This window comes from Kitasatospora sp. NPDC092039, assembly GCF_044756065.1.
Taxonomy (GTDB): domain Bacteria; phylum Actinomycetota; class Actinomycetes; order Streptomycetales; family Streptomycetaceae; genus Kitasatospora.
Genome location: NZ_JBIVSD010000004.1, coordinates 282,115 through 297,899, shown reverse-complemented (window position 1 = coordinate 297,899; position 15,785 = coordinate 282,115). Strand labels below are relative to the sequence as shown.

Annotated in this window: 16 protein-coding genes; 8 read left to right on the top strand and 8 right to left on the bottom strand. The window is 71.5% G+C overall.

From position 1 onward, the window contains the following. Positions 1 to 77: 77 nt before the first annotated feature. Complete coding sequence (locus tag ACIQI7_RS10910; RefSeq protein ID WP_401107461.1) at positions 78 to 659, bottom strand: MarR family winged helix-turn-helix transcriptional regulator; 582 nt, start codon at positions 657 to 659, stop codon at positions 78 to 80. A gap of 144 nt (positions 660 to 803) precedes the next feature. On the opposite strand from ACIQI7_RS10910, the gene ACIQI7_RS10905 reads away from it, so the two are divergent. The 4 genes from ACIQI7_RS10905 to ACIQI7_RS10890 all read left to right on the top strand — a co-directional run bounded on the left by ACIQI7_RS10905 (position 804) and on the right by ACIQI7_RS10890 (position 5,630). After that, positions 804 to 2,108: an MFS transporter gene (locus ACIQI7_RS10905; RefSeq protein WP_401107458.1), complete on the top strand. Its 1,305-nt coding sequence runs from the start codon at positions 804 to 806 to the stop codon at positions 2,106 to 2,108. Positions 2,109 to 2,295: 187 nt separating this feature from the next. Beyond that, positions 2,296 to 3,927 carry a dolichyl-phosphate-mannose--protein mannosyltransferase gene (locus ACIQI7_RS10900; RefSeq protein WP_401107456.1) on the top strand — a complete coding sequence of 544 codons (1,632 nt, stop codon included), beginning with the start codon at positions 2,296 to 2,298 and terminating at the stop codon, positions 3,925 to 3,927. Between the two features lie 44 nt (positions 3,928 to 3,971). Then, the gene (locus ACIQI7_RS10895) at positions 3,972 to 4,757 is read left to right on the top strand and encodes an ABC transporter permease (RefSeq protein ID WP_401107454.1); all 786 of its coding nucleotides are present in this window, start codon (positions 3,972 to 3,974) and stop codon (positions 4,755 to 4,757) included. Positions 4,758 to 5,045: 288 nt separating this feature from the next. Further along, complete coding sequence (locus ACIQI7_RS10890; protein WP_401108010.1) at positions 5,046 to 5,630, top strand: TMEM165/GDT1 family protein; 585 nt, start codon at positions 5,046 to 5,048, stop codon at positions 5,628 to 5,630. A gap of 70 nt (positions 5,631 to 5,700) precedes the next feature. On the opposite strand, the gene ACIQI7_RS10885 is transcribed toward ACIQI7_RS10890, so the two are convergent. After that, complete coding sequence (locus tag ACIQI7_RS10885) at positions 5,701 to 6,921, bottom strand: peptidoglycan-binding protein (protein ID WP_401107453.1); 1,221 nt, start codon at positions 6,919 to 6,921, stop codon at positions 5,701 to 5,703. Between the two features lie 438 nt (positions 6,922 to 7,359). On the opposite strand from ACIQI7_RS10885, the gene ACIQI7_RS10880 reads away from it, so the two are divergent. Both ACIQI7_RS10880 and ACIQI7_RS10875 read left to right on the top strand, forming a co-directional pair. Next, positions 7,360 to 9,435: a DHA2 family efflux MFS transporter permease subunit gene (locus ACIQI7_RS10880; RefSeq protein WP_401107450.1), complete on the top strand. Its 2,076-nt coding sequence runs from the start codon at positions 7,360 to 7,362 to the stop codon at positions 9,433 to 9,435. Between the two features lie 103 nt (positions 9,436 to 9,538). Continuing rightward, positions 9,539 to 10,021: a CYTH domain-containing protein gene (locus ACIQI7_RS10875; RefSeq protein ID WP_401107448.1), complete on the top strand. Its 483-nt coding sequence runs from the start codon at positions 9,539 to 9,541 to the stop codon at positions 10,019 to 10,021. A 22-nt stretch (positions 10,022 to 10,043) separates the two neighbouring features. Here the strand turns inward: ACIQI7_RS10875 and ACIQI7_RS10870 are convergent, their stop codons facing one another. Beyond that, positions 10,044 to 10,520, bottom strand: coding sequence for a MarR family winged helix-turn-helix transcriptional regulator (locus ACIQI7_RS10870; RefSeq protein WP_387748610.1), 477 nt, complete (start codon positions 10,518 to 10,520; stop codon positions 10,044 to 10,046). A gap of 1 nt (position 10,521) precedes the next feature. Between ACIQI7_RS10870 and ACIQI7_RS10865 the strand changes: the two genes are divergently transcribed. Further along, on the top strand, positions 10,522 to 10,992 hold the full coding sequence (locus ACIQI7_RS10865; RefSeq protein WP_401107445.1) for a cupin domain-containing protein: 471 nt from the start codon (positions 10,522 to 10,524) through the stop codon (positions 10,990 to 10,992). A 320-nt stretch (positions 10,993 to 11,312) separates the two neighbouring features. Here the strand turns inward: ACIQI7_RS10865 and ACIQI7_RS10860 are convergent, their stop codons facing one another. From ACIQI7_RS10860 to ACIQI7_RS10845, 4 genes are all read right to left on the bottom strand, one after another. After that, positions 11,313 to 11,558, bottom strand: a complete 246-nt coding sequence (locus ACIQI7_RS10860) for a hypothetical protein (RefSeq protein WP_401107442.1) — start codon at positions 11,556 to 11,558, stop codon at positions 11,313 to 11,315. 107 nt (positions 11,559 to 11,665) lie between these two features. Then, complete coding sequence (locus ACIQI7_RS10855) at positions 11,666 to 12,181, bottom strand: NUDIX domain-containing protein (protein ID WP_401107439.1); 516 nt, start codon at positions 12,179 to 12,181, stop codon at positions 11,666 to 11,668. A 207-nt stretch (positions 12,182 to 12,388) separates the two neighbouring features. After that, positions 12,389 to 12,706, bottom strand: coding sequence for a hypothetical protein (locus tag ACIQI7_RS10850; protein ID WP_401107436.1), 318 nt, complete (start codon positions 12,704 to 12,706; stop codon positions 12,389 to 12,391). A gap of 386 nt (positions 12,707 to 13,092) precedes the next feature. Beyond that, positions 13,093 to 13,302: a hypothetical protein gene (locus ACIQI7_RS10845; protein ID WP_401107433.1), complete on the bottom strand. Its 210-nt coding sequence runs from the start codon at positions 13,300 to 13,302 to the stop codon at positions 13,093 to 13,095. Positions 13,303 to 13,456: 154 nt separating this feature from the next. Between ACIQI7_RS10845 and ACIQI7_RS10840 the strand changes: the two genes are divergently transcribed. After that, positions 13,457 to 14,185 carry a GntR family transcriptional regulator gene (locus tag ACIQI7_RS10840; RefSeq protein WP_401107430.1) on the top strand — a complete coding sequence of 243 codons (729 nt, stop codon included), beginning with the start codon at positions 13,457 to 13,459 and terminating at the stop codon, positions 14,183 to 14,185. Between the two features lie 83 nt (positions 14,186 to 14,268). Here ACIQI7_RS10840 and ACIQI7_RS10835 read toward each other — a convergent pair whose 3' ends face one another. Next, entirely contained in the window at positions 14,269 to 15,204 is a 936-nt protein-coding gene (locus ACIQI7_RS10835; RefSeq protein ID WP_401107427.1) for a major capsid protein, read from the bottom strand. Positions 15,205 to 15,785: the final 581 nt, after the last annotated feature.

Genomic DNA, 15,785 nt, shown 5'->3' with positions numbered 1-15,785 from the left:
GCCGGCCCGCACGCTCCGGTGCTCCGGTGCTCCGGTGCTCCGGTGCTCCGGCGCGTCGGTGTGTCGGCGCTCCGGCGTCAGGCCAGGTCGTCGGTGCGCCCGAGCGCGTCCGGCTGGCTCTCCTCGATCCGCCGCAGCATCCGGCCCAGCGTCGCGCAGAGCGCGGTGCGCTCCTCGCCCACGACGTCCTGGAGCAGTTCCTCCTCGAACACCGCCGCCATCCGCATCGACTCCAGCCACTTGTCGCGGCCGGTCTCGGTGAGCTCGATGATCACCCGCACCCGGTTGGTCTCGTCCCGGTCCCGGGTGACCAGGCCGTCGGCCACCATCCGGTCGATCCGGTGCGTCATCGCCGCCGGGGTGAGCCCGAGCCGCTTGGCCAGCTCGCCCGGGCCCAGCCGGTACGGGCTGCCGGAGACCACCAGGGCCTTGAGCACCTCCCACTCGGCGGAGGTGATTCCGAGCACAGTCAGCTGCCGGTCGTACGCCACGCCCATCCGCCGGGAGACCCGGTTGAGGGTCTGCACGATCGTCTCCACCTGGGGGTCGACGGTGGGGAATTCCCGCTGGTAGAGGGCCACCTGCTCGGCGATGCCGAACTCCAGGGGGGTGGCCGGGGCGGGCTGGCCGGCAGCCGGCCGCGGCTTGTCCGTAGTCATGCGGACCAGTCTCCCACGAGCGTGCACCCCTTAAGCCTTTGACTCCGCACTCTTCCGGTGCTAAGACTTTATCTCGTCAAACTTTAGCTCTGAAATCTTCTGGACTTAAGAGTATCCAGTTGAAACCAGGAAGGGATGTGCACGGTGACCGGCACGGTGAAGCAGCAGAGGCAGCAGCGGCGTGGAGCGGGCGGCCCGCTGCGCCGCGTCCAGATCGGCAACGCGCTCAGCGCGTTCGGCAGCGGGTTCACGATGCCGTACATGTTCGTGTACGTGGACCAGGTGCGCGGGCTGGGTTCGCTGGCGGCCGGGATGGTGTTCACCGTCTTCGCGCTGGCGGCCCTCGCCGTCCTCCCGTTCACCGGCCGCGGCATCGACAGGTACGGCCCCCGCCCGGTGCTGCTGGCCGGTACGGCGCTCGCCGCCACCGGTGCGTTCGCCTTCGGCCACGCCACCGGCACCCCGGCCCTGCTGGTCTCCTCCTTCCTGTTCGGCGCGGGTGTCACCACCTGCCAGCCGGCGCTCGCCACGATGATCGTCCGCTGCTCCACGGCGGCCACCCGCTCGCACGCCTTCGCGCTCCAGTTCACCCTGGTCAACCTGGGCATGGGCATCGGTGCGCTGGTCGGCGGGCAGATCGTGGACGTCTCCGACCCGGCCAGCCTCACCCGGTTGTTCACCATCGAGGCGGCGACGTTCCTCGGCCTCGCCCTGGTCACCGGCACCGCCCGGATGCCCCTGGTCCAGCTGAGCGTCGTCCAGGGCAAGGCCGACGGCCCGACGGGGCTGCGCGCGCTGGTCGCCGACAAGGCGATGCTGCGGCTCTGCCTGCTCGCCGGGCTGATCTTCTTCACCTGCTACGGCCAGTTCGAGTCCGGCGTCGCGGCCTTCGCCACCGACACCGTCGGCACCGCGCCCTCCACCCTGGGCTTCGCGATCGGCGCCAACGCGCTGACCATCGTGGTGCTGCAGATGTTCATGGTGCGGATCACCGCGCGCCGCCGCCGCACCACCGCGATGGCCGCGGCCGGCCTGGTCTGGCTCGGCGCCTGGGCGATGGCCCTGGTGGCCGGCCTGATCCGGACCGAGACCATGGCCGCCACGGTCGCCATCGTCTCGATCTACGCCCTCTTCGGCGTCGGCGAGTCGCTGCTCGCGCCCACCATGGGCCCGATCGTCGCGGACCTCGCCCCGGCCCGGCTGCTCGGCACCTACAACGCCGGGTACGCCCTGGTGAAGCAGATAGCGATCGCGGTCGGCCCGGCCGTCGGCGTGCTGCTGGTCGGCTCCGGCACCTGGCCGCTCTACCTGGCGGCCATGGCGGGCTCCACGCTGCTGATCGTCGTCATGGCGCTGCGGCTGCGCCCGTACCTCACGCCGGAGCAGGACAACGCGGCGCCGGTCGTGGTCCGCGCCGTCCCGGTCCGGGAGCTGCAGACCGCCGCGTAGCGGAACGGCCCGTCCGGGCGTTCGAAACGGGCGCCGACCAGGTCACCTGGTCGGCGCCCGTCGCGCTTGGCTTCGCGGGCACCGCCACATAGTGTCAGTGGCTGTCGACCGCCCTGCCCCGGCCGGGGCGGCACGACCCGGGCGGAGCCAGGACCCGGGCAGAGCAGACAGGCGAATCGGCGAGGCTATGACGCAAGCGGCGCTCACGCACCCACCGGCGGCCCCGGCCCCCGCCGCCCCGGCACCGGCCCCGCGCGGCGGCCCGGTCCGCTGGGCGGCCGACCACGCGGGCTGGCTCGGACCGGTCGCCGTCGCGCTCTTCGCCGGCCTGCTGCGGTTCTGGGACCTCGGCCACCCCGGCTCCTTCGTCTTCGACGAGACGTACTACCCCAAGGACGCCTGGTCGCTGCTCCGGCAGGGCTACGAGGGCACCTGGCCCGACCACGCCAACGCCGACATCCTGTCCGTCCCCCAGTCCATCCCGCTGACCTCCGCGCCCGAGTTCATCGCGCACCCGCCGCTCGGCAAATGGGTGATGGCGATCGGCGAGCAGCTGTTCGGACTGAACCCCTTCGGCTGGCGGTTCATGACCGCCCTGCTCGGCACCGTCACCGTGCTGATGCTGGCCCGGATCGGCCGCCGCCTCTTCGGCTCCACCCTGGTCGGCTGCACCGCCGCGCTGCTGATGTCGGTGGACGGCCTCCAGCTGGTGATGAGCCGGGTCGGCCTGCTCGACGGCATCCAGATGTTCTTCGTGCTCGCCGCCTTCGGCAGCCTGCTGATCGACCGCGACCACGCCCGCGCCCGGCTCGCCCGCGTCGCCGAGGCCGCCGGCGGCGACACCGTCCGGCTGGGGTGGCGCCCCTGGCGGATCGCCGCCGGGGTGTTCCTCGGCGCCGCCTGCGCCGTCAAGTGGAACGGCGCACCGATCCTCGCCGCCCTCGGCGTCCTCACCGTCCTGTGGGACGGGTCCGGCCGCCGCGGCGCCGGCGCCCGCCGTCCCTGGCGCTCCATGCTGCGCCGGGACGCCGCACCCGCCTTCCTCGCCATGGTCGGCTCCGCCGCGGTGGTGTACGTCGGCGCCTGGAGCGGCTGGCTGGCCACCGGCGGTACCGGCGCCGACGGCGGGGGCGGCTACGACCGGCACTGGGCCGACGGGCGCGCCGGGCTCTCCCCGGACAGCGTCCTGGGCATCCCGCTGCCGCAGGTCCCGATGAGCTGGGTGCCCGCGCCGCTGCGCAGCCTGTGGCACTACCACTCGCAGATGTACGACTTCAACACCGGTCTGAGCACCCCGCACACCTACCAGTCCAACCCCTTCGCCTGGCTGGTCGACGGCCGCCCGGTCTCGATGTACTGGGAGCAGGTCCCGGCCGGGCAGCGCGGCTGCACCTCCTCGGGCGGCTGCGCGGCGCAGATCCTCGGCCTCGGCACGCCGTTCCTCTGGTGGGCGGCCTGCTTCGCGCTGGTCTACCTGCTGTGGCGCTGGTTCTTCCGGCGGGACTGGCGCTCGGGCGCGGTGCTGTGCGCGGTGGCCGGGATCTACCTGCCCTGGTTCCGGTACCAGGAGCGGACGATCTTCTCCTTCTACATGGTCGTGCTGGTGCCGTTCCTGTGCCTGGCCGTCGCCCAGATGCTCGGGGCGATGCTCGGCCCGGCCGGGTGCGGCCCCGGGCGCCGCCGGATCGGGGCGATCGGGGCCGGGGCGGTCGTGCTCGCGATCATCGGCTGCTTCGCGTTCTTCTACCCGCTGTACACGGCGGAGGTGATCCCGATGTCGTCCTGGCAGGACCGGATGTGGTTCACCAGCTGGATCTGACGGGCCCGGCCGATGGGCTGGATCTGCCCGACGGGCCGGATCTGATGCTCCCCGCGGACCTGGCGGCCTCCGGCGGGCAGCTGCTGCCGGTCACCCCGGTGCTCGGGGTGGTCACGGCCGTGCTGCTGCTGGCCGCCGTCGCGGTGGCCGGGTGGGGCCTGCTCGGCCACGGGCACGCGGTGCTGCGGGCCGGGCTGCGCGCGGTGGTGCAGCTGGCCGCCGTCGCCGCGGTGATCACCTGGGTGGTCGGTTCGCTCTGGTGGTCGGCGCTGTTCGTGCTGCTGATGTTCTCGGTCGCGGTGCGCACCGCCGGGCGGCGGATGACCCCGGGCCCGGCCTGGGTCTGGGCGGCCGCCCCGATCGGCGCGGGGGTGCTGCCGGTGCTCGCCCTGCTGCTGGGCGCCGGGCTGCTGCCGGCCCGGGGCCTGTCCGTCATCCCGGTCGCGGGCATCCTGATCGGCGGCGCGCTCACCGCGACCTCGCTGGCCGGGCGGCGGGCCCTGGACGAGTTGCGGCTGCGGCGCGGCGAGGTGGAGGCCGCGCTGGCGCTCGGCTTCGAGGAGCGCGACGCCCGGCTGGAGATCTGCCGGACGGCGGCGGCGACCTCGCTCGTCCCGGCGCTGGACCAGACCCGGACGGTCGGCCTGGTCACCCTGCCCGGGGCGTTCGTCGGGATGCTGCTGGGCGGGGCCTCGCCGGTCCAGGCGGGGGCGGTGCAGCTGTTCGTGCTGATCGGGCTGCTGGCGGTGGAGTCGGTGGCGATCGTGGTGGTCCTGGAGCTGGTCGGCCGCGGACTGGTCGCGCCCGGGCCGGACGGGGGCGGCGGGTAGGGGCGAGGGGCGGGGGGCAGGGGGCCTCGGGTGGGGCCTTCGGGTGGGGTGGCCTGCTGGGACCGGCCGGCTCACGCCGTCGGGTACGCTTGGCGTCGTTGAAGGGGAGTAGCCCTCCACCGGACCGTCGACATACTGGCCCCCAGGGGCCCGGCGCCCGGGGCATCGCTCGACAGGGCGTTGCCGGCGAGACCTTCGGCCGCAGTGCTGTGACCATGACCAGTGCTGTCGGGCCGAAGCGTCCCCTGACGGAGCTGCGGTGGCCGGGCAGCCCGACCGAGGAAACCTCTGATGAGTCCTACCGTTGCCGCGTTGACCTTCGGCGTCATCTTCCTGGCCGAACTGCCGGACAAGACCGCGCTGGCCAGCCTGGTGCTCGGCACCAAGTACCGTGCGAGCTACGTCTTCGCGGGCATCGCCGCCGCCTTCGCCCTCCAGGTGGGCCTCGCGCTCGCCGCCGGGCAGCTGCTCTCGCTGCTGCCGCACCGCTGGGTGGAGGGCGTCACCGGCGTGCTGTTCCTGGTCGGCGCGGCGATGCTGCTGTTCCACGGCGGGGACGACGACGAGCACGCGGCCAAGGAGCCGTCCTCGAACAGCTTCTGGAAGGTGGCCGGGGCCAGCTTCGTGGTCGTCGCGATCGCCGAGTTCGGCGACCTGACCCAGATCATGACCGCCAACCTGGCGGCCAAGTACGCGGACCCGCTGGCCGTCGGCCTCGGCTCCTGGTTGGCGCTGTGCGCGGTCGGCGGGATCGCCATCGTGGGCGGGCAGAAGCTGCTCAAGCACGTGCCGATGAAGCTGATCATCCGGGTGGCGGCGACGATCATGGTGGTGCTGGCGGGCATCAGCATCTTCGGGGCGGTCACCGGCTGACGGCTGTGGGCTGACGAGTGGGGCGGTGGCCGCCGGTGGGCGGCCGCCGCCCCTTCGTACGTGCGGGGGATCAGCAGCCCGGGTCGGCGGTGAGGGTGGCCTGGGTCTTGGGGCCGTAGACGCCGTTCTCGCCCTTGATCCGGTTCTCCCGCTGGTAGCTGCTGAGCACCGACTGGGTCCAGTAGTCGAAGGTGCCGGTGATGATCGACTTGTCGACGAATCCGCACTCGGCGGCGTACAGGCGCTGCTGCATGTCCTTGACGTCCGGCCCGTTCATCCCGAGCTGGAGCAGCCGCGGGGTGGGCGTCGGGGTGGGCGTGGGGGTGGGCGTCGGCGTCGGGACGGGGTCCGGCGCGGGCGGCTGGACCGGGGGAGGCGGCGGCGTCGGCGTGGGGGTCGGCGTCGGGGTGGCCGTCCTGGTCGGGCTCGGCTTGCGGGTGGCGGTGGCCGTCGGGCTCGGTGCCTCGCTGGTCGGCGCCGCCGCGCTGGGGGCGGGCGCCGCCAGGGTGGGCGGGTCCACCGGCGCGGGCGCCAGGGTGCTGGTCGGCAGCGGCCGGGCCTGCTCGGCCGGCGGCCCGGCGGAGGGCGTCACGGCGTAGGCGACGCCGATGGTGAGCGCCACCAGGGCGGCGCCGACCCCGGCGAGCAGCCCCTTGCGCTGGGCGAGCGGCCGCCGGTCGGCCTGCTCGGCCGCCCGTCTGGCGGCCCGGCCGCCGCCGGCCCGCGGCCCGGCCGTGCCCGGGGGCCGTCCGGAGCCCGCGCCCGGGCCGAAGGGGAAGAGACCGATCTCGTCGGCGTCCGGCCCCGACCCCGGCACCGGTGGCTGTTGCTGCGCGGCCCCCGGGTACCCGCCCGGCCCGGCGGGCGGGACCGGCGGCAGCACGGTGGTGGCGTGGGCTTCCGAGTAGCCGCCGTCCGCGTAGCCGCCGTCCGGGTAGGCACCGTCCGGGTAGGCGCCGGCGTCCGGCCCGAACGGGCCCTGCCCCGGGGCGGCGGGCGGCAGCACCGTGGTGGCGTACGCGTCCGCGTCCGGTCCGAGCGGGGGAGCGGCCGGCGGCCCGGGCCGTCCCGGGGGGACGGGCGGCAGCACCGTGGTCGCGAACGGGTCCACCACGGGTGCGTTCGGGTGGGCCTCGTCGGCCACCTGGTCGGCGGTCTGCGGGACGTACGGGCGGACCAGCGGCCCTTCGAGGTGGGGCAGGACGGCGGTCTCGGTGAGGCTCGGGTCCGGGACGCAGCCGCACCCGGTGGAGCGTGCGGTGCCGCACGTCGGGCAGTGCTGGTCCGGCATCGGCCGGTCCTCCTCGGTTTCGCGTCGGGTCCGCGTCGACTTCGCGGGCGGTCGTTCGGTCGTTCGGCGCACGTTCCGGGCGGACCGGGGCGCACGATCGCGCCTGATTATGCAGGACCGCCCGAAGGGTGGACAGGGGCGTCCGTCCGCCGGCGGGGGTGTTGTGCCGGTTGGTGCCGGTTGGCCCCTCGGAGAACGCCCGGGGCGCGGCGGTCGTCCCCGGCGCTTACGCTCGGTTCGACCCGACGGAACGAATCGGGACGAACAGACCAGCGCGGTGAGCTGGGAGTGATCATCCGCACGGCCCGGGCGACGGGCCCGCGACCCCCTTGGAGACGCCATGCCCACGGAGACGTCGTGATGCCGACGGAGACGCGATGACGCCCGCGCGGGCGCTGTGGACGTCCGCGGAGGTGCCGTGATGCCCCTGGAGACGCCATGACGACGGATCCGCGCGCCGGGTCCGGCCGGAGCGCCACGGGCGCGAGCGGCCCGCCGGCGGTCACCGTCCCCAACCTCTGGGTGCCGATCGGCGCCCTGCTGCTGGCGATGCTGCTGGCCGCCCTCGACCAGACCATCGTCTCCACCGCGCTGCCGACCATCGTCAGCGACCTCGGCGGCCTGGAGCACCTCTCCTGGGTGGTCACCGCCTACCTGCTGGCCTCCACCGCCGCGACCCCGCTGTGGGGCAAGCTCGGCGACATGTACGGCCGGAAGCGCTTCTTCCAGGCCTCCATCGTGATCTTCCTGCTCGGCTCGGTGCTGTGCGGGATCGCCCAGAACATGGGCGAGCTGATCGCCTTCCGCGCGCTCCAGGGCCTGGGCGGCGGCGGGCTGATGGTGCTCTCTCAGGCGATCGTCGGCGACCTCGTCGCCCCCCGGGACCGCGGCCGCTACCAGGGCCTGTTCGGCGCCGTGTTCGGCGTCACCAGCGTGCTCGGGCCGCTGCTCGGCGGGGTGTTCGTCGACCACCTCAGCTGGCGCTGGGTGTTCTACGTCAACCTGCCGATCGGCGCCGTCGCCCTGGTGGTGATCGCGGCGGTGCTGCACGGGGTGGAGGTCCGGCGCGAGCACCGGATCGACTACCTGGGCACCGTGCTGATCGCCGCCGTCGCCACCTGCCTGGTGCTGATGACCTCGCTCGGCGGGACCACCTGGGCCTGGGCGTCCTGGCAGATCGTCGGCCTCGGTGCGCTCGGCCTGGTGCTGCTGGTCGCCTTCGTCCGGGTCGAGCGGACGGCGGCGGAGCCGGTGCTGCCGCTGCGGCTGTTCCGCTCCCGGACGTTCAGCCTGGTCGCGGTGATCTCCTTCGTGGTCGGCTTCGCGATGTTCGGCGCGCTCACCTACCTGCCGACCTTCCTCCAGGTGGTCCAGCAGGTCTCGCCCACCATGTCCGGCATCCACATGCTGCCGATGGTGCTCGGCATGCTGCTCACCTCGATCGGCTCCGGTCAGATCGTCGCCCGCACCGGCCACTACCGGATCTTCCCGATCGCCGGGACGGCCGTGACCACCGTCGGGCTGCTGCTGCTCTCCCGGCTGGACGAGCACAGCGGCACCGCCGAGATGAGCGGCTACTTCCTGGTCTTCGGCCTCGGGCTGGGCCTGGTGATGCAGGTGCTGGTGCTGATCGTGCAGAACTCGGTCGGCTACGAGGACCTCGGCGTGGCCACCGCCGGCGCCACCTTCTTCCGCTCCATCGGGGCCTCCTTCGGTGTCTCCGTCTTCGGGACGGTCTTCGCGAACGGGCTGCGCGGCCGGCTCGCCGACGCCCTGGCGGGGGTGCCGCTGCCGCCCGGGTTCCGGCCGGAGGTCATCACCGCCGACCCGCGGGTCATCCCCCGGCTGCCGGCCGCCGTCCAGCCGGGGGTCTACCACGCGTACGCCGAGTCGATCACCCGGGTGTTCCTGTACGCGGTGCCGGTCGCGGTGGTCGCCTTCGTGCTGTCGCTGTTCCTGCGCGAACAGAAGCTGCGCTCCACCGTCACCGCGCCCGACCTGAGCGAGTCCATCGGGGTCAACCCGGTCGAGCGCACCTCGCTGGACGAGATCGCCCGCGCGCTGTCGGTGCTGAACAGCCGCGAGGCCCGGCGCGACCTCTTCCGCCGGATCACCGAGTCCGCCGGGCTGGACCTGCGGCCCGCCTCCAGCTGGCTGCTGCTCCAGATGCACCAGCACGGCTCGGTGGAGCCGGTCGAACTCGCCGAGCGGCGGATCGTCCCGGTCGCCGTCATCGAGGAGGCCGTCCGGGAGGTGGAGGGCCGGGGGCTGGCGGCGCGGGTCGGGCGGCTGCCGCTGCGGCTCACCGAACCGGGGGAGGCGGCGGCGCTGCGGCTGGTCGCCGCCCGGCGCACCCAGCTCGCCGAGCTGCTGGGGGACTGGGACGAGCAGAAGTACGCCGAGCTCGCCGGGCTGCTGAACCGGCTCAGCTCCTCGCTCTGCTCGGACCGGCGCGACCGGCCGGACCCGGCGGGGCCGGAGCGGCCGTACCGTGGGGAGGGGCGGTCCTTCTGACGGCCCGACGGGTTCGTCCGGACGGCTCGACGGGCCGCGCGGTGCGAACTGGCTGCTCGGTGCGAACCGGCCGCTCGGTGCGACCGGGAAGGGATGGTGCGGCATGCCGTTCGAGATCGAGCGCAAGTTCCTGTTGGAGGCCTTCGAACCGCCGGAGACGGCGGTGCGGCAGCACATCGAGCAGGGGTACATCGCGATCAAGGACGACGGGACGGAGGTGCGGCTGCGGCGGATCGGCGGCGGCCGCGTCCTCGGCGTCAAGCGCGGCGCCTCGTCCTCGGCGGGTTCCCCCGTCCGGATCGAGGTGGAACGCGAGCTCGGGGAAGAGGAGTTCACCGAGCTCTGGCCGGCCACCGAGGGCGCCCGGCTGGTCAAGGACCGCTACACCTTCGACGAGTCCGGCGTCACGGTCCACGCGGACGTCTACCAGGGGGAGTTGGCCGGGCTGCGCACCGCCGAGGTCGAGTTCGGCTCGGAGGCCGAGGCCCAGGCGTTCTCGGCGCCGGACTGGTTCGGGGCCGAGATCACCGGCGTGAAGGCGTACAAGAACCAGACCCTCGCGACCCGTGGACTGCCCGAGTCCTGACCGTACCAAGGGGGTTGGTCCGCTACGGCGCACCGAACCAGCGCGGGGTGTCGAACCGGAACGGGTCGCCGGGGGCGAGCCGGCGCAGGCCGTCCTCCACCGCGCGCAGCTGCTCCTCGCCGAGGACCTCCGACCACTCCTCGCGCAGCTCGTCGAAGATCCGCGCCGAACGGATCAGGCAGTCCACCCCGCGCTCGGTGAGCCGGACCAGCTTGCGCCGGGTGTCGGTCGGATCGGCGACGCGCGCGACGTAGCCGAGCTGCTCCAGCTGGTCGACGGTCTTGCCGGCCGCCTGCTTGGAGACTCCGAGGCGGCGGCCGAGCTCGGAGGCGGTGGTGCCCTGCGGGCCGATCGCCTGGAAGACGAAGCCGTGCATCGGGCGCAGGTCGGGATGACCCTGACGGGCGATGCGTTCGTGCAGCTCGTCGATGATCGTCCGGAAGGCGAGCAGCAGACGCAGCGGCAGCTCAAAACCCGGCGGAGACGGTTCACTTGACACGATGGACAACCTCATTGACTATATAGACAACTTCATTGTCCATCTTAGGGGTTCCTTCGCCATGCCCGTGATCCGCCGGACCGACGCCCGCCGCACCGCGACCCCGAACGGCGTCATGACCACCTACGCCTCGCCCACCCAGGGATCCGCCGCCCTCGCCGTCTGGCACGTCGACATGGCCGCCGACGCCCGGGGCCCGCTGCACGCCATGGACACCGAGCAGGTCTGGACCCTGCTCACCGGCACCGCCCGGGTCGACCTTGCGGGGGAGGTCTTCACCCTCGCCGCCGGGGACACCGTCGTCCTCCCCGCCGACGCCGCCCGCCGGATCGCCACCGACACCGGCTTCACCGCCGTCGTCGCCTCCCCGTCCCCCGCCCACGCCTACAACCCCGACGCCCGCACCCCCGAGGGCGCCTGCGCCCTCGCCCCGCGCGACGACCAGCGGGTCCTCCCGCCGTGGATCGCCTGACCCCCACGCCGCCCCCGCCGGACGGCCGCCCCCGCCGGCTGCCCCCGCCGGACGGCCGCCCCCGCCGGCTGCCCGTGCCCGGACGGCCGCCCCCGCCGGCTGCCCGTGCCCGGACGGCCGCCGACACCTGCGGACCGCCCGGCCGTGAGGTGTAGCAGACTGCTCCCGTACGCAGTCACCGGAGCAGAAGGAGCGCGCCATGTCCGTCGTCAAGATCAACGAATGTGTCAAGCCACTCACATAAGCGGCCCGGCCGTCTCAGGAAGAGCCGCCGGACCGAAGCCCCGCCCAGGCGAACCCGGACGGGGCCCCTTCGATCCTCAGGCCCGTTTGCCCCGATCGGTCGGATGGTAGGTCACGGTGACGTCCGCCCACGCCGGGGGCATGTCCGGCCGGTACGTCCACTTGCCGTGCGCCTGGGCGTCCTGCTGCGCGTGGCGAAGAAGGATCTCCCCGAAGTCGGCCACTTCGCACGGCACTTCCAACGTCCACCACCGCCGGGCCATCTCCGAAATCAGCCACGCGGCCAAGCGTTCGAACGAGTGCATGGCAGCGCTGCCGGTCACGTTCGAGGTTCCGGCGACGACTCCGGGAATCCCGGGCTGACCCCGAAACCAGTACTCAGCGCGCCAAAGCTTGCCTTCGGGGTTGAATCCCCCGCCGGATGCCTCCATTACGCGGTGTGGCGCTCGCCCGCCGGCTGTCCGATGTACAGGAGGGGCTGACGAAGCCCGCTGTTCCGGATACCCATGGCGACCCGGATGCGCTGCGCCATGTAGGGCTCCGTGACGTCGTCCAGCTCTTCGAGTGCCACCCACCGGTGACCGCTGATCTCTCGGGCCGCGCCGACCGGCACGCCCTGGTCGGCCAGAAGGCGCCGTTCCAGCGGGGTCGCCTCCCCGCCGTCACAGATGATGTTGAACCCTTCGACGGCGCCCGTGGACGGGTTCGCCGGGATCTGGTCGACGCCCAGATGATGCGTGATGACCCGACTCAGTCCGGTTTCCTCGGCGAGTTCGCGCGCCGCCGCGTCAGCGATCTGCTCGCCCTGGTGGACGGCGCCGCCGGGAAGCTGGAAACCGGGCCGGTAGGTGGGCTCCACCAGGAGCACGCGCTGTTCCGGGTCCGTGAGCAGAACCAGCGCCCCGATCCGGCGCTCCGGCTGCCGCTGAATGTCCTTGTGCACCACAGTTGTTCCTGTCGCCTAGTGGTTGGGCAGATGGAACCCGCCCCGACTCGAAACACTTGGACGGTCGATCGAGTCGGGGCGGGGGTCTGAGTGCCGATCCCCCGACGGCTGTTGGTGTCAGAACATCCGGCGGGGGATCGACGCGCGCCACCCCGGGGAGCTGTTCCGGGGGACGCGACCCGGCAGTCATGCCGGGAGTCGAAGGGGCTACTCGGGGTGGTCCTTGTGCGGGACGACTCCCACGTCAACCAGTTGGGCGCGCTCGGCCTCTTCCGCACTGGGCGGCCCGACCGAGGTCACCGGGCACTCCCAGACGTCGTCTACCGTCCCCGGCTCCCGTAGATAGGCGTAGCTGCCGGTGGTCCGGTGAACGAACCCGATCCGATCGGCGCGGGAGTCCTTCGCGACGGAGCCGAGCGACGCGACGTTGAGCCGGACCGCTACGCCCGACGGAGCCAAGTTCCGGGTTTCGCGGCGGAGCACGACCACGCGGCGTTCCGCCCCCTTCGGGCTGGTCCTTGCCATGTGGCACCCTTCCTCGATGGTGGCGGCCCCGCCCGTCCACGACGGGGGTTGTTGCGCGTACGGACGGGACCGGGTTTCCCGTACCGGTGTTGTCGCCTCGGTTCCAGCCCCGGGGCGGGGTACGGGAGTTGGAGCCCGTCCCGAGTGCAACGTCAGCCATGACAGCGCGCCCGGGACGGGAGTCTGAAGGTGCTACTCGGGGCCCGTGCGAAGCTCCACGTGCCAGGGGGCCACGTGGGCGCGTTCGTCACGGATGATCTGTCGTCGCCTCGGGCTGAACATCATTACCGGCCAAGCGAATTGAAGATGCAGACCCCAGAGCATCTGAGCCGTGACCACCGGGTGAGTGATCCGGTGAAGCCACAGCCGGCCCCAGGACCGGACCGTCACGCCATGACCGGCGCGGGCACGCTGCTCCGGCGCTTCCGGCCGCAGACCTGTACGCGGGTCTCGTTCGGGTGCGTCGACACGAAGTCGACCGGCAGCACGTAGCCGAAGTATCCGCACGGGCACTTCCACGTGGCGATGCCGTCCGGGTCCGGCGGGTCCGGACGGATCTCCTCGCCGTTCGGGCACTTGTTCTCCGCATCCTGCATGTGTGCTCCCTCGGAACAGGGCTGGTCACCGCTTAACCGACGTCCAGTCAGTGAACTAGTCCAGCATGAAGAGTGGCCTAGTTCGGTCGCTACGGTTCCGAGTGAACTAGTCTGCTCAAGCGGGGTATCGTCCACCGAGCGGAAGCGAGCGAACGTGCCGAGCAAGACGCCGAAGACGTGGTCTGTGATCGCGGATCACTACCGCCAGCGAATCCTTTCGGGAGAGCTGGAACCGGGTGCAAAGCTGCCCAGCAACAAGGAGATCGCCGGCCGCTGGAACGTCGCCGTGGCCACGGTCAGCCGCGCACTCCAGCACCTCCAGGTGGAGGGCTATCTGCGCACGTCACCACGTGGAACGTTCGTCGCGGACGACCCGCGCGTGAGTGCCAGTAGCCGTGACCGTCTCGCCCGAGTGCAGAGGGTGCAGTCCAGTTTCATGGATGGCGAGACCAGCCGCGTGACGGCTGCCGAGATCGTCATCCCGCCGCTCTACGTAGCGGATCTGTTCGACCTGGAACACGGGGCCCAACTGGTGCGTCGCGAGTACATCGCTGGGCGCGGTAAGTCACGAACCCTCTTCGCGGTGTCCTGGTACCCCGCGCACTTCGCAGCGCTCGTGCCCGACTTGCTCAACACGGCGCCGGGACGGAACGACGGAATCACGGCAAGGGTCCTCCAGGCCACGGGCCGAACCATCACGGCGGCGCGCGACGACATGCACGCGCGAACCGCGGACCAGCGAGAAGCCGCCGCCCTGGCAGTGCCGGTCGGCAGCTCGATCCTGGCGCTCGTCCACCGCTGGTCGGACGACGAAGGTGTGATTGAGTACACGGAGTCCTGCCTGCCCGCCCGGTTCACCATCGGCTACGAGTACACGCCGTAGATCGACCAAGAACGCAAAGAGGCCCCCGCCCCCACAACCCGGAAGGGAAGTAGGGATGGGGGCCTCTTTACCATGCCATCAGATCAGCCAGCGAGAACGTTCATCAGACGTGCCGCCGCCTTGCCGCCGAACAGTGCGATACCGCAATAGAACTCGATTCGGGTCCGGTAAACCGGCTTGTCGTGCGCCTCGCCGAGGTCGGTCACCTGAATGCCGCCGTTCGTCAGACCCGTGACACCCGCATCCGCCTCGGTGGCACCGAACCGGACCGCGTAAATGTCGCCAGTCTCCTTACCGCCGGTAACGGCCGTGAGCGGGAGAATATCGGTGCCGTCGAGCTTCTGGCCGGGATCGAGCATCGGAATGCCGTTCCACATGGTGGCCTTCTTGCCGTTGATCTCGGACGTCAGCAGCTCAGCACCCCCGAGCCGGCGGAACCCGGAACGGATCTTCGCCAGGATCGCCGCGTTCATATACAGGGCGCCGTTCTGCCCGCTGATGCCGCGAACCTGCGCGGTCAACGCGTCGAGCGCATCAAAGAAATCGTAGCCGTTGGCAACCGGACCAACTCCCTTGGCGTCGAGCACCTGCCGCCCGATCAGGCGCTTACGCAGGCCGTCAAGCCCCTTCGGGTTCACTGCGGTGTCGCCGTTGAAAAACTGGTCGGAGAAATGCAGCGAAGCGGCCTTGACCTTCAGGACCTCCTGAACCGCCCGCTGGTCGTTGATGTTGCCACGCGTCTGTACGAGAAACTTGTCTACATCGGAGTCGCCGCCGAGAATGGCGAGGGTCTCGATTCGGGAGTTCACCGCGCCAACGCTCTCGGGGTATGCCTCGTTGACAGCGCGGAAGGAAACCCCGGGAAGCTCGGACTCCTCATTGTATCGATACGCCGTTCCCTCGGTCTCGATGAGGGGGAGGCGGTCGAGAATGGGCGACTCCTGAACGAACGTCTCGATCACGCCACGCTGAAGGTCTTCCGTAGAGAGCTTCGCGGATTCGGCAAGGGTAAGGGCCATAATTGAATCTCCTAGTTGCAGAATTTCGTTACTTGACTCCGGCACGATCAGTCCCAGATCCCGGAATCGTCGCCAGGCTCCGGTGCGACTGCGGCCGCGCTCACTCGAGAACAGCCCCAACCGCAGGAACAGTAGATGAGTTGGCGTCCGGGCGACGTCGTCATTTCCTGGCGATTCGGTCCATCAAGGGGCCTGATTGCGCATTGCAATCCCCACCAAAATGCCCTAATTGACCATTAGATTTTTTCTCCTCCCTGCCGCGCTGGGTGGGGAGGGGAGGGAGTCACCCCCCTGGGTAAAACCGCAGGTCAGAGGCCCTTTATGGGCTTTTGGCGCTCCGAGGCCCATCCTCCGGGCTGGTGAACGGCCGTCTCGCGGCTGTGACACGACGTGCACAGCGGACGGAGACGCGACCAGGCGTCCGGATCACTGACACCTCGGGCGACCAGCGAGCGACGCGACTCGGGGAAGTGGTCAGCGACCACAGCGACGCGAGCACACAGCACGCACCACGGATGCGTGTAGAGGTAGGCCCGTCGGATGCGTGGCCACCGCGGGCCGTACGCGCTTCCGCCTGGTGT

Coding starts and splice junctions, on each gene's coding strand:
- ACIQI7_RS10850 (WP_401107436.1), bottom strand. CDS start 12,706: ATGGCAAGGACCAGCCCGAAGGGGGCGGAACGCCGCGTGGTCGTGCTC.
- ACIQI7_RS10910 (WP_401107461.1), bottom strand. CDS start 659: ATGACTACGGACAAGCCGCGGCCGGCTGCCGGCCAGCCCGCCCCGGCC.
- ACIQI7_RS10880 (WP_401107450.1), top strand. CDS start 7,360: ATGACGACGGATCCGCGCGCCGGGTCCGGCCGGAGCGCCACGGGCGCG.
- ACIQI7_RS10845 (WP_401107433.1), bottom strand. CDS start 13,302: ATGCAGGATGCGGAGAACAAGTGCCCGAACGGCGAGGAGATCCGTCCG.
- ACIQI7_RS10835 (WP_401107427.1), bottom strand. CDS start 15,204: ATGGCCCTTACCCTTGCCGAATCCGCGAAGCTCTCTACGGAAGACCTT.
- ACIQI7_RS10900 (WP_401107456.1), top strand. CDS start 2,296: ATGACGCAAGCGGCGCTCACGCACCCACCGGCGGCCCCGGCCCCCGCC.
- ACIQI7_RS10875 (WP_401107448.1), top strand. CDS start 9,539: ATGCCGTTCGAGATCGAGCGCAAGTTCCTGTTGGAGGCCTTCGAACCG.
- ACIQI7_RS10895 (WP_401107454.1), top strand. CDS start 3,972: ATGCTCCCCGCGGACCTGGCGGCCTCCGGCGGGCAGCTGCTGCCGGTC.
- ACIQI7_RS10865 (WP_401107445.1), top strand. CDS start 10,522: ATGGACAACCTCATTGACTATATAGACAACTTCATTGTCCATCTTAGG.
- ACIQI7_RS10885 (WP_401107453.1), bottom strand. CDS start 6,921: ATGCCGGACCAGCACTGCCCGACGTGCGGCACCGCACGCTCCACCGGG.